The 12,864-nt window shown below is 45.4% G+C and carries 17 protein-coding genes; all 17 read right to left on the reverse strand.

What is annotated here, in order from left to right:
- Positions 1-66 precede the first annotated feature (66 nt).
- Complete coding sequence (locus JKM87_RS07440) at positions 67-471, reverse strand: F0F1 ATP synthase subunit epsilon (protein ID WP_202079619.1); 405 nt, start codon at positions 469-471, stop codon at positions 67-69.
- Between the two features lie 29 nt (positions 472-500).
- Positions 501-1,889, reverse strand: coding sequence for a F0F1 ATP synthase subunit beta (gene atpD, locus JKM87_RS07445; RefSeq protein ID WP_202079621.1), 1,389 nt, complete (start codon positions 1,887-1,889; stop codon positions 501-503).
- 175 nt (positions 1,890-2,064) lie between these two features.
- Positions 2,065-2,289, reverse strand: coding sequence for a hypothetical protein (locus JKM87_RS07450; protein WP_202079623.1), 225 nt, complete (start codon positions 2,287-2,289; stop codon positions 2,065-2,067).
- An 84-nt stretch (positions 2,290-2,373) separates the two neighbouring features.
- On the reverse strand, positions 2,374-2,598 hold the full coding sequence (locus JKM87_RS07455; protein ID WP_202079625.1) for a hypothetical protein: 225 nt from the start codon (positions 2,596-2,598) through the stop codon (positions 2,374-2,376).
- Positions 2,599-2,684: 86 nt separating this feature from the next.
- Positions 2,685-3,548 carry an ATP synthase F1 subunit gamma gene (gene atpG, locus JKM87_RS07460; RefSeq protein WP_202079627.1) on the reverse strand — a complete coding sequence of 288 codons (864 nt, stop codon included), beginning with the start codon at positions 3,546-3,548 and terminating at the stop codon, positions 2,685-2,687.
- A 32-nt stretch (positions 3,549-3,580) separates the two neighbouring features.
- The gene (gene atpA, locus JKM87_RS07465; RefSeq protein ID WP_202079629.1) at positions 3,581-5,089 is read right to left on the reverse strand and encodes a F0F1 ATP synthase subunit alpha; all 1,509 of its coding nucleotides are present in this window, start codon (positions 5,087-5,089) and stop codon (positions 3,581-3,583) included.
- An 18-nt stretch (positions 5,090-5,107) separates the two neighbouring features.
- A complete protein-coding gene (locus tag JKM87_RS07470; RefSeq protein ID WP_202079631.1) occupies positions 5,108-5,647 on the reverse strand; it encodes a F0F1 ATP synthase subunit delta in 540 nt (179 codons plus the stop codon).
- On the reverse strand, positions 5,644-6,108 hold the full coding sequence (atpF, locus tag JKM87_RS07475) for a F0F1 ATP synthase subunit B (RefSeq protein ID WP_419761842.1): 465 nt from the start codon (positions 6,106-6,108) through the stop codon (positions 5,644-5,646). Before atpF ends, JKM87_RS07470 begins: the two co-directional genes overlap by 4 nt.
- Positions 6,109-6,388: 280 nt before the next feature.
- Entirely contained in the window at positions 6,389-6,604 is a 216-nt protein-coding gene (gene atpE, locus JKM87_RS07480; protein WP_202079635.1) for a F0F1 ATP synthase subunit C, read from the reverse strand.
- A 126-nt stretch (positions 6,605-6,730) separates the two neighbouring features.
- A complete protein-coding gene (gene atpB, locus JKM87_RS07485; RefSeq protein ID WP_202079785.1) occupies positions 6,731-7,429 on the reverse strand; it encodes a F0F1 ATP synthase subunit A in 699 nt (232 codons plus the stop codon).
- Positions 7,430-7,485: 56 nt separating this feature from the next.
- Positions 7,486-7,878: an ATP synthase subunit I gene (locus JKM87_RS07490; protein ID WP_202079637.1), complete on the reverse strand. Its 393-nt coding sequence runs from the start codon at positions 7,876-7,878 to the stop codon at positions 7,486-7,488.
- 2 nt (positions 7,879-7,880) lie between these two features.
- Positions 7,881-8,099, reverse strand: coding sequence for an AtpZ/AtpI family protein (locus tag JKM87_RS07495; RefSeq protein ID WP_202079639.1), 219 nt, complete (start codon positions 8,097-8,099; stop codon positions 7,881-7,883).
- Positions 8,100-8,443: 344 nt separating this feature from the next.
- Positions 8,444-9,586 carry a non-hydrolyzing UDP-N-acetylglucosamine 2-epimerase gene (gene wecB / locus JKM87_RS07500; RefSeq protein ID WP_202079640.1) on the reverse strand — a complete coding sequence of 381 codons (1,143 nt, stop codon included), beginning with the start codon at positions 9,584-9,586 and terminating at the stop codon, positions 8,444-8,446.
- A 15-nt stretch (positions 9,587-9,601) separates the two neighbouring features.
- Complete coding sequence (gene upp, locus JKM87_RS07505) at positions 9,602-10,231, reverse strand: uracil phosphoribosyltransferase (RefSeq protein WP_202079641.1); 630 nt, start codon at positions 10,229-10,231, stop codon at positions 9,602-9,604.
- Positions 10,232-10,381: 150 nt separating this feature from the next.
- Positions 10,382-11,632 carry a serine hydroxymethyltransferase gene (locus JKM87_RS07510; protein WP_202079642.1) on the reverse strand — a complete coding sequence of 417 codons (1,251 nt, stop codon included), beginning with the start codon at positions 11,630-11,632 and terminating at the stop codon, positions 10,382-10,384.
- A gap of 139 nt (positions 11,633-11,771) precedes the next feature.
- Positions 11,772-12,344: a TIGR01440 family protein gene (locus JKM87_RS07515; protein WP_202079643.1), complete on the reverse strand. Its 573-nt coding sequence runs from the start codon at positions 12,342-12,344 to the stop codon at positions 11,772-11,774.
- A 5-nt stretch (positions 12,345-12,349) separates the two neighbouring features.
- On the reverse strand, positions 12,350-12,841 hold the full coding sequence (rpiB, locus tag JKM87_RS07520; RefSeq protein WP_419761839.1) for a ribose 5-phosphate isomerase B: 492 nt from the start codon (positions 12,839-12,841) through the stop codon (positions 12,350-12,352).
- Positions 12,842-12,864 lie beyond the last annotated feature (23 nt).

Genomic DNA, 12,864 nt, shown 5'->3' on the forward strand with positions numbered 1-12,864 from the left:
GTATTGCTATATGTTGTTGTCTCTTATCGCTTGGGTAGCATCAAATTGTACCATCAAGAACAGAGGCTAATCTTGATCAGAGATATTTAAACGGTTTAGGGCACGCTGTAACGCTTGCTCTTGTAAATCGTACTCGATGTCCGATTTTTGTAGCTTGGATAGTTCCTTCTCGGCCCGCTCTTTTGCAAGTTTAGCACGGTCGATGTCTATCTCATCAGGTAACTCTGCCGTTTCAGCAAGTACCGTCACTTTATCAGGGCGAACTTCTAGAAATCCACCGCTGACAGCAATAAACTCCTCTTTTTCGCCGTTCTTCACTCTTAGTGCCCCTATTTTCAATGGCGTTACGAGTGGAATATGACCCGGTTGGACACCGATTTCTCCGTCGGCACCTCTGGCCACGACCATCGTCGCTTGCCCTTCATACACTTTGCGTTCAGGTGTAACAATATCAACTGTAACTGTGTTCATCTGGATTCCTCCCCAATATTAGGGTATCCTTACATGTCCTTCGCTTTTTCAATCGCATCTTCAATCGTACCTACGAGGTAGAACGCATCTTCTGGAAGATCATCATGTTTACCATCTAGGATCTCCTTGAAGCTACGGACAGTCTCCTTAACAGGTACGTATTTACCTGGTATGTTTGTAAACTGCTCTGCAACGTGGAACGGTTGAGACAAGAACTTCTGAATTTTACGCGCACGTGCAACTGTAAGCTTGTCCTCATCAGAGAGTTCATCCATACCTAGGATGGCGATGATATCTTGCAGTTCGTTATAACGTTGTAAGATCTGCTGAACGCCACGGGCTACCTCATAATGCTCTTCTCCTACAACTGCTGGAGAGAGAATACGAGAGGTTGACGCGAGTGGGTCCACCGCTGGGTAAATCCCCATCTCAGACAATTTACGCTCTAAGTTCGTTGTGGCATCTAAGTGAGCGAATGTTGTTGCAGGTGCTGGGTCAGTATAGTCATCCGCTGGTACATAGATGGCTTGGATGGATGTAACGGAACCTTTCTTCGTTGAAGTAATACGCTCCTGCAATTGACCCATCTCAGTGGCCAATGTTGGCTGGTAACCAACGGCTGAAGGCATACGTCCTAATAAGGCGGATACCTCAGAACCTGCCTGTGTAAAGCGGAAGATGTTATCAACGAATAGAAGGACATCCTGGCCTTCTGTATCACGGAAGTATTCCGCCATCGTTAGACCTGTCAGTGCAACACGTAAACGTGCCCCTGGTGGCTCGTTCATCTGTCCGAATACCATCGCTGTTTTGGAGATAACCCCGGAATCACTCATCTCGTGGTAAAGGTCATTCCCTTCACGTGTCCGTTCTCCAACGCCCGCGAAAACGGATAAGCCACCGTGTTCTTGTGCGATGTTATTAATAAGCTCCTGAATAAGAACGGTCTTACCAACACCGGCACCACCGAATAGACCGATCTTACCCCCCTTTGCGTAAGGTGCAAGAAGGTCTACAACCTTAATACCTGTCTCTAAGATTTCATCAGCAGTGGATAGATCTTCAAATTGAGGTGAAGGACGATGAATGGGGTGCTTCTCATCCGTCTTCACTTCTCCCTGCTCGTCAATCGCGTTCCCTAGTACGTTAAAAACACGACCAAGCGTTCCATTTCCGACTGGTACAGATATGGCCGCACCCGTATCTTCAGCTTCCATTCCACGGACAAGTCCATCCGTCGATGACATCGCAACACAGCGAACCATACTGTCGCCTAGGTGTATTGATGTTTCAACAGTTAACGGATCCTGACCTTCACGAGGAATCGTGATCGCATTGTAGATTTCAGGAAGATGGCCACGTTCAAACTCTATATCTACAACTGGGCCCGTAATTTGGGCTATGCGTCCCTTACTCATGAAATTTCCCTCCTTCTATTGTGAGTGACACTACGTCGAGTTGTCCTCTTTTGCGAACGAATATCGTTGTGCGTAGTGAAGCTTTCTCCACCGCTGCCTTGCGAACGGTTGAGTGCTACTATTGTGAGTGACACTACGTCGATTTGTCTTCTTTTGCGATCGAATATCGTTGTGCTTAGTGAAACTTTCTCCACCGCTGCCGTGCGAACGGTTGAGTGCTTCTATTGTGAGTGACACTACGTCGAGTTGTCTTCTTTTGCGAACGAATATCGTTGTGCTGAGTGAAACTTTCTCCACCGCTGCCTTGCGAACGGGTGAGTGCTTCTATTGTGAGTGACACTACGTCGAGTTGTCTTCTTTTGCGAACGAATATCGTTGTGCTGAGTGAAACTTTCTCCACCGCTGCCTTGCGAACGGTTGAGTGCTTCTATTGTGAGTGACACTACGTCGATTTGTCTTCTTTTGCGAACGAATATCGTTGTGCTTAGTGAAACTTTCTCCCCCGCTGCCTTGCGACCGGTTGAGTGCTTCTATTGTGAGTGACACTACGTCGAGTTGTCTTCTTTTGCGAACGAATATCGTTGTGCTGAGTGAAACTTTCTCCACCGCTGCCTTGCGTACGGTTGAGTGCTTCTATTGTGAGTGACACTACGTCGAGTTGTCTTCTTTTGCGAACGAATATCGTTGTGCTGAGTGAAACTTTCTCCACCGCTGCCTTGCGAACGGTTGAGTGCTTCTATTGTGAGTGACACTACGTCGAATTTTTATCTCAATTTAATTGATAGCCTTGTATGACTAACTCTGTGCATTCGCACCAGCAACGATCTCGGAGATTTCTTGTGTGATAGCAGCCTGTCGAGCACGGTTAAACTCAAGCTGAAGTGAGTCGATAATGTCAGATGCATTATCTGTTGCACTTCCCATAGCCGTCATCCTTGCTCCATACTCACTGGCCTTAGCATCTAGAAGCGCACTATAGACGAGCGTTTCTGCGTACTTTGGCAGAAGCTCTTCGAGCACCGCTTCACTAGAAGGTTCGAATTCATACTGTGTCGTTGATTCCGTGATGACTTCCTCTGATGCAAGCGGCAGTAATTGCTTTTCTACAGGCGTCTGCTGGATGGCACTGATAAATTGATTATAAAATAGCTTCAATTCGTCAAATGTTTCGTCAGCGAACATATTGATCGCCGTACTGGAGATCTCTTTTATTTCAGAAAGCGTTGGATTGTCACTTATTCCAGTCACTTCCTTCACTACGGGGATATCCCGCTTGCGGAAATAGTCTCGACCCTTCTTCCCGATCACAAAGACCATGTATTCATCTTTAGATTGATGGCGCTCTTTAATCGTATTAGAAACAAGTCTAAGGATATTGGCATTATAGCCTCCTGCTAATCCACGGTCAGAGGTAATGACAAGATAGCCTGTTTTTTTAACGGGTCTGCTCTCTAACATAGGGTGGGAAAAATCCTTTGTCCCTGCCGCTATACTAGAGATCACTTCTTTGATTTTCTCCGAGTAAGGTCGAGAGCTTTCGGCTCCCTCTTGGGCACGGCGTAACTTAGCGGCGGCAACCATTTTCATCGCCTTTGTGATTTGGCGTGTGCTTTGTACACTGCGGATCCGACGCTTGATCTCTTTTGTCCCTTTAGCCACTGTTTCACCACCCTTTCTCTACCATCGTTGGATTATGCAGACGGCGTAAAACCTTTCTTGAAGTCTTCAATCGCTGAATCTAAATCGTTGGCATCAGGTAAAGCACCCGTTTCGCGGATTTGCTTTAAGATTTCAGACTTGTTACCGTCAAAGTATGAGAGTAGCTCCTCTTCAAAACGACCGACATCCTCAACCGGAATGTCATCTAAAAAGCCTTTGGTTACAGCGTAGATGCTGACAACCTGTTTCTCAACGTCCATCGGTTTATTTTCATCTTGCTTTAATAGTTCCACGGTTCTTTCCCCACGGTTCAATTTCGCTGCAGTGGCTTTATCTAGATCAGAACCAAACTGAGCGAACGCTTGAAGCTCACGATACTGCGCAAGGTCAAGACGTAATGTCCCTGCTACCTTTTTCATCGCTTTAACTTGAGCCGATCCACCGACACGAGATACGGATAACCCTACGTTAACGGCTGGGCGTACACCTGAGTAGAACAGGTCGGACTCTAGGAAAATCTGTCCATCCGTAATAGAAATGACGTTCGTTGGAATATAAGCGGACACGTCCCCGGCTTGCGTTTCAATAAATGGCAGTGCCGTTAGAGACCCGCCACCTTTTTCATCACTAAGCTTAGCCGCACGCTCTAGTAAACGGGAGTGTAGGTAGAATACATCCCCAGGGTAAGCCTCGCGTCCTGGTGGTCTTTTAAGTAGTAACGACAGCTCACGGTAAGCGGATGCCTGCTTTGTGAGGTCATCATACACAACGAGCACGTGCTTGCCGTTATACATAAAGTATTCGCCCATGGAGCAACCTGAGTACGGCGCTAAGAATAATAGCGGTGCTGGATCAGATGCCCCTGCTTGGACAACAATCGTATAATCGAGTGCGTCGTGTTGACGTAACTTCTCAACAACCCCTGCTACGGTTGATTGTTTTTGGCCGATGGCAACGTACACACAGACAACGTCTTTTCCTCTTTGGTTGATGATTGTGTCGAGCGCAATCGTTGTTTTACCCGTTTGGCGGTCACCGATGATTAACTCACGTTGTCCTCTTCCGATAGGGACCATAGAGTCAATGGCTTTAATCCCCGTTTGCATGGGCTCATGTACGGATTTACGATCCATAACACCAGGTGCTGGAGACTCAATAGGACGATATTCCGTTGTTTCTAAAGGTCCTCTACCATCTAAAGGTTGCCCTAGTGGATCAACAACACGGCCTAGAAGTTGTTCTCCTACAGGCACTTCCATGATACGTCCTGTACGCTTCACTTGGTCCCCTTCACGAATCTCAGTATATGGACCTAAGATAACGACACCCACGTTATCTTCTTCTAGGTTTAATGCCATTCCCATGACCCCGTTGCTGAACTCTAACAGCTCACCAGCCATAACGTTCTCTAGGCCGTGAACACGTGCGATACCGTCACCCACTTGAATGACCGTTCCCACATCAACAACTTCAAGGTCAGCATCATATTGTTCTATTTGCTTCTTTATGAGAGAACTTATTTCTTCTGGTCTAATACTCATTCGTTTCACCCCTATCTGTTAACTTTTAGATGTCACTAACCGACGTTTAAAACGATTCAACTTACCAGTCACACTTCCATCATAAAGACGGTCACCTATTTTAACGACAATGCCTCCAACGATACTAGCGTCTAGAACGTTGTGAACACGGATTTCACGCCCAACGATATGGTTAAAATGAGCGGTTAAGTTCTGTTTTTCTTCATCGGATAGTGGCTTGGTGGTTGTGACGACTGCATCTTCTATTCCGCGTTCCTTGTTAGCCAGCTTAACATAATATTCCTGAACTTCAGAAAGTGCCTCTTCACGGTCACGATCGATGAGGAGATGCATGAACTGTAACATCGTCTTAGACACTTGCCCTTGGAACACTGCGGAAAACACTTCTTTCTTCTGTTCTTTCTCTATTTGTGGATGCTCTAAGAACTTGAAAAATTGAGGATGATCAGCTAGCACTTCATCAATTTGATGAAGCTCTTTCTCAATGACTGAGAGCTGATCTTGTTCTTTGGCTACTTCAAAAAGGGCTTTTGCGTATCTTTTCCCTACTGCACTCATTTCTTCGTCCCTACTTCTTTAAGATAGTCTGCAATGAGCTTCTCTTGTTGCTTTTCATCAAGTTCTTTTTCAATTACTTTGGTTGCTAGCATCACTGAAAGTGAACCAACTTGAGCTCTTAACGCCTCAAGCGCCTGTTCTTTCTCCCGTTCAATCTCAGCACGTGCGACTTTTTTCATTTTCTCTGTCTCTTCATGTGCTGCACTTATAATGTTATCTGCTTGTTTCTCACTTGTGACTCGTGCATTATCTAAAATTTGTTGGGCATCTTTTTTCGCTTGATTTAAAGCTTCTTCCTGCTCCTTCATAATGCGTTGAGATTCTAAACGTCCTTTTTCAGCAGTGGCAATATCGTCTGCTATTTTTTCTTGACGCTCTTCCATCATGCGCATTAATGGACCAAATGCAAACTTGCGGAGAAGTAAAAACAATACGATGAAAATGAAGAGTGAGTAAAGCATCGTTCCCCATTCTACATTGTGTATCACAACATTCACTCCCTTCTGGGTCATTACAATTAAAGCACGGTACTTAAAAGATCACAGCCGATAATCATTCTGTAGATACACGACCGCATCGCAATCGTGACCTATCAAATCTTTTTACATATCACTTTTCATACCATGACATTCATTGTTTTTAAGGACGTATAAGTGATGAGATCATGACAGGCCATGTACTCATAAAGGAATGGCGAAGACCCCTGTAGGGCCTCGCCATGGAAAAGTTATGTTCATATCATTATTGGCCAAGTGCGATAAAGGCAATAACAACGGCAATAATCGGAATCGCCTCTACTAGACCGACACCAATAAACATCGTTGTTTGTAATACCCCACGAGATTCTGGTTGACGTGCAATACCTTCTACTGTTTTACTCACAATTAAACCGTTACCTACACCTGCTCCAATTGCAGCAAGTCCTACTGCTATAGCTGCAGCTAATGCTCCTGTCATAATTAAGTCCTCCCTTCGAATATTTAAAAGACATTTGAATGATAATATATAATTCAAACCCCAAACGAGATGCCTGAGATTCCGAATCCAATAATCCCCTGTGCATTAATGTGCACTTAAATGACGCTAGTGGTCATGTTGAACTTTCTGAGAAATATAAACGAGTGTTAATATTGTAAATACAAACGCTTGAATGGTCCCCATGAATATCCCAAACGCTTGCCATACTAACATCGGTAAAGCCGCTGCAAAGAAACCGACTGTACCGGCCGCTCCCGCTGCTGCTAACATTCCGAGCAATACTTCCTTTGCGTAAATGTTACCAAACAGACGAAGACCTAACGTTAACGTTTTGGCAAATTCCTCAATAATGTGTAAAGGGAATTGCCACGCCTGTGGCTTAAAGTAATGTACGAAATAGTCCTTGAAACCTGTCATGCGGACCCCAAAAATATGAGTTAGCACGATCATCGTGATCGCAAGCGTCATCGCTACATGTGGATCTGCGGTAGGTGACTTCCACCATAAAGTATGGTGTCCCCAAGTCTCGGTATCAACAGAAATTGCAAATGGGATACCTAAGAAGTTTCCAACAAAGATAAACATGATAATGGTCAAAGCTAAGGTTACAAACTTTTCACCCTTCTTCATATCCATGGTGCTGCCTACAACACCTCTAACAAAATCAATGACCCACTCCATAAAATTTTGCATGCCACTTGGTTTTCCTGAAGTTGCACTTCGGACACCAGCATACGCAATGAAAAACACAATAGCGGCAGTTATTGTGACCATTAGCATGGATGATAGATTCACAACTAACATACCTTCTAAGCTTGTTCCTTTAAAAAAGTCGTATATAGGATTATGATGCTCCACCTCTATTCACCCCTTTCCCTAGCTTTACCTGGTTTAAGTTGAGTATATATAGCATCGCCTAAAGCGAGTACTGGCATAGACAATAATCCTACCACGTAACCATTGACGTCAAAATGGCCTGGAAAACGCAAACAGACGATTGCACCTAAAGCTGCTAGGCTTAACCTTGTCACCATACCGAGCGTAGGTTTACGCCCCGTTTGATTCACAACGGCTTCCCCTACTGTATGTATTTTGTAAGCCGAGTAAATCGCATTCAACATCCCTATGGCGGTCCCCATTGTAAGCCCTGCAAAAAATTGAGGTATCGTACTGAAGCCCCAGCCTAGAACGGCAACCACTTGGACAAACAAGAGTAACCGTATCAGTCGTGTCACCTGTTGAGTATAAGTCATGCTTATTCCAAATCTCCTAAATATCTTTTTACGACAGGTATGATACTAAGCACACCCGCACCTAATCCAGCGAAAACACCTACAATAAGCCATAATGGGCCTGTGTCTAACCACTGATCGACTCGATTACCGATCCAAAAACCGATTAAGGTGCAAACGGCGAGATCAATACCGATGATACTGACTAATGAAAAGGCTTTCCAAGGTGGAGGTGTTGACATCCAACCTAGCCTCCTTCTGATAGGGACCTTTTTAAAAATTGTTGATAACCTTTCCTCTCTTAATATATTAAGAGTCGGATACTGAAAATTAGGACATACCTGTAATATCGTACAATAGGGCTTAGGGTTTGTCAACGCAGTGACAGCCAGTTTGAAAGCCTTTTTATACGGAAAGTGTTGCCAAACATCGTTTCAGTAAAAATTTAAAGATTTTGTGGCAAATGATATACATACTCTGCCTGTATATGAGAGGCACTACATCGGCCCTCTCATACACAAAGGATCATTCGCTATTGGGAAGAAATGTGGGGCATCTGACTCTTGCCCGGTCTGAAAGAGAGACGCTAGACTTCAAAAGGGTCAGGACGATCATGTCGACGTCCAAAATGATACAGAATTGCTTCGACTATACGGCGCGAGGCTTGTCCATCTCCATAAGGATTGGAAGCACGCGCCATGTTCTCATAGACTTCTTTATCATTTAATAGTTGTTTTGTTAACTGGTAAACATCATCTTCTTCTGTCCCTGCAAGCTTTAACGTGCCAGCTTCAACACCCTCAGGTCGCTCTGTGGTATCACGTAGAACTAATACGGGCACGCCAAGAGAGGGCGCTTCCTCTTGCACGCCACCAGAATCGGTTAATATCATATGTGCTCTAGAAGCAAAGTTATGAAAATCAATTGCGCCGAGAGGTTCTATGAGATGAACGCGAGGGTGATCGCCAAGGATATCCTGGGCAACTTCTTGTACCGCAGGATTAAGGTGGACGGGGTACACCACTTGTATGTCCTCTTGTTCTTCGACAACCCGACGTATGGCGCGGAACATTTGCTTCATCGGCTGCCCCACATTTTCACGTCTATGCGCTGTCATGAGAACCATGCGACTTCCTCTGACTTTGTCCAGTATATCATGGTGATAGCCTTCCCCAACGGTCGTTTTCAGGGCATCAATGGCCGTATTTCCAGTGATATATATTTGTTCTTCAGGCTTATTCTCTTGTAAGAGATGATCAGCCGCTTGGTTCGTTGGGGCAAAATGTAGGTCAGCTAACACCCCCGTGAGCTGTCGATTCATCTCCTCGGGAAAAGGAGAGTACTTATTATTCGTTCGTAACCCTGCTTCCACATGCCCAACGGCCACTTGGTTATAAAAAGCAGCCAGACTTGCGACAAAGGTCGTTGCCGTGTCCCCGTGTACCAAGACGAGGTCCGGTTGGACTTTTTTCATGACATCGTCTAAGCCCTCAAGTGCCCGCGTGACAACACTAGTTAGGGTTTGGCGACTCTGCATGACGTCTAAATCATAGTCCGGTGTCACATCAAAGATATCGAGAACTTGATCTAACATTTCCCGGTGTTGGGCCGTGACAGTCACATACGGTTCGATGTGTTCTGGATGTTTTTTAAGTTCGTGTACTAACGGGGCCATTTTGATAGCCTCAGGTCTTGTGCCAAAGATGGACATTACCTTGATTTTTGCCATACTATCTCCGTCTCCTTATTTTGTCCCAAACAAACGATCTCCAGCATCTCCGAGACCTGGGACAATATATCCTTTCTCGTTCAGCTTCTCGTCTACGCCAGCTACGAAAATATCCACGTCTGGGTGTGCTTGTTCCATTTTCTCGATCCCTTCTGGAGCGGCGATTAGACACATGAGCTTGATACTATTGGCACCACGGTTTTTTAGTGACTGAATCGCTTCAACCGCTGACCCTCCAGTGGCAAGCATCGGGTCAATCACGATGAAATCACGTTCCTCTACGTCACTCGGTAATTTAACGTAGTATTCAACGGGCTGTAGGGTTTTCGGGTCTCTATAAAGACCCACGTGTCCCACTTTAGCCGCAGGAATCAGCTTTAGGATACCGTCTACCATGCCGAGACCCGCACGTAGGATGGGAACCAAACCAAGTTTTTTCCCAGCCAAGCGATAGGAGCGACAAACCTCAACAGGGGTCTCCACATCCACCTCTTGTAAAGGCATATCCCGCGTGATCTCATATGCCATTAAGGCTGCCACCTCATCAACAAGCTCCCTGAACTCCTTTGTTCCTGTGTGCTTGTCTCTTATGTACGTTAACTTATGCTGTATCAAAGGATGATCAAATACGTATACTTTAGCCATGTTTATCTCCTTTTCTATTCTTTCTCATACCTTGGGGAGAAATTTGATATCAATATAGTCTTACCACAGTTGTGACCTCCCATTTTCGGGAGGTCACTCATGTCCACCACCTACAAGCATTGACGATATTGTTCGGTAGCGGATGTTTAATTAGGATACAGGTTGTGTTGTATATAGCGGAAAACGTGACGTTAATTGTTGAACGCGTGTCGCCGCTTCATTTTGTTTCTGTTCATCGTCTGGGTGCTTTAGGGTGAGGGCCATAATTTCGGCTATTTCTTGCATGTCAGCCTCCACAAAACCTCGCGTTGTCACAGCCGCCGTTCCTATTCTAATCCCACTCGTCACAAACGGACTTTCAGGGTCAAATGGAATGGTATTCTTATTACAAGTAATACCGATTTCGTCTAGTAGATGTTCTGCTTGTTTTCCTGTCAGATTGACACTCCGTACGTCCAGAAGGATAAGGTGATTGTCAGTCCCATCTGAAACAAGATTCAGACCCTCTTTTTTCAAGCTTTCTGCTAAGTGTTTTGCGTTCGCGACGATTTGCTTCGCATACGCTTTGAAGTCAGGACTAAGGGCTTCTTTGAAAGCGACCGCCTTAGCCGCAATGATATGCATTAATGGACCGCCTTGAACGCCAGGGAAGATCGACTTGTCAATCTTCTTAGCGTACGCTTCCTTGCATAAAATAAGGCCACCTCTAGGTCCGCGTAATGTTTTGTGCGTCGTTGATGTCACGAAATCTGCATAAGGGACTGGCGATGGATGCTCTCCTGTCGCGACTAAACCAGCAATATGCGCCATATCGACCATGAGGTAAGCATCGACCGCATCTGCAATGTCTTTTAACTTTTGAAAGTCAATCACACGAGGGTAAGCACTAGCACCCGCGACGATGAGCTTCGGTTGATGTTCTTTGGCTTTGGCCAGCACGTCATCGTAGTTAATGCGATGTGTCCCCTCTTCTACTCCGTAATCAACAAAGTTGTAGAGTTGTCCTGAAAAGTTAACAGGACTGCCGTGCGTCAAGTGACCCCCATGGGATAAATTCATACCTAAAACGGTATCACCGGGCTCGAGCACTGAAAAGTAAACAGCCATGTTCGCTTGAGCGCCAGAATGAGGTTGTACGTTGGCATGTTCTGCCCCAAACAAAGTCTTCACGCGCTCGCGTGCTAAATTCTCAGCCACATCAACATGTTCACAGCCGCCATAATAGCGACGACCAGGGTACCCTTCAGCATATTTATTTGTCATTATACTGCCCATGGCTTCTAAAACTGATTCTGAAACAAAATTCTCGGATGCGATGAGCTCAATCTTTTCCTTTTGTCTTTTACGTTCGTCTTCAATAGAGGCAAAAATATCAGGGTCTTTCTCTTGTAAGATGGACATTCCCTTCACTCCTTCTCTCCTCTTTTAAACCTATTTCTTTTGTTAGTTATACACCTTTAAGCGCTGCTTGTCCACAGTCTATCGTAAGAGATTTTTTAACATTTTTATTTACGGTAGATGTCCCTTTGTATACCGCCGTTTATTCTCTTTCCTGCACAAGTTCATAAGTGGCCCTGGCGCCACCGATAAGTTTAGGCCTTGTGATCGCCATGGTCACGTGAGCATGCCCTATACTCTTGATTTCACTACGAATAGGAACGGCGACACGCTTTAGATGCATGCCGATCAAGGTATCCCCTATATCAATGCCGGCCTCTGCTTGTACTTCTTCTACCATTACAGGGTCACTCAACGCATGATAGGCGTATGAGGCCATGGCACCCCCAGCCTGAGGGACAGGTACCACTGTGACTTCTTCATACCCGCGCTGGAGAGCCGTGTGCCGCTCGACCACTAGAGCTCGGTTAAGATGTTCACAGCATTGAAAGGCCATCTGAAAGCCATGTTGCTGTTGCATGTTAGCAATGGCTTGAAAGATAGCGGAGGCGACCCCTTCTGTTCCCGCTGTACCGATGCGGGCACCGAGTACTTCACTCGTACTCACACCAAAAACAATCAATTGATGGGGTTGTAAGGGGAACTGACTGTGTAAGGCCTCGAGCGCTTGCTTCGTTTGATGATAAAGCTCATCTCTGAGCGCTTGGTCTGCCATCACGTTCACCGCGCTTCTACATCGGAAACTTTTTGAATACGTCGCGCATGACGCCCGCCTTCAAATTCTGTTTCAAGCCACACCTTGGCTACTTCGCGGGCAAGTCCTGGCCCTATCACACGTTCTCCCATCGCTAAGATATTGCTGTCATTGTGCAAACGCGTAGCCTTAGCACTAAACGTGTCGTGACATAAAGCACAGCGAATACCTTGCACTTTATTAGCGGTGATACTCATACCGATGCCTGTACCACACACGAGAATCCCCCGATCAAACTCGCCGCTAGCCACTTTTTCTGCTACTGGGACGGCATAGTCAGGATAATCTACTGATTCTTCACACTCACACCCGAAGTCTTCGTATGATAACTGAAGTTCGTCAAGTAAGCCTTTTAATTCTTCTTTGATTTGATATCCACCATGGTCTGAAGCCAATGCAATTTTCAACTCTCTCACCTCTTCACCTTCATCTTCTATTTCATAGTATACCTTAAACATCCCTCAAAGGTCACAAAGGAAAT

The sequence above is a fragment of the Caldalkalibacillus salinus genome, from assembly GCF_016745835.1.
GTDB lineage: Bacteria > Bacillota > Bacilli > Caldalkalibacillales > JCM-10596 > Caldalkalibacillus_A > Caldalkalibacillus_A salinus.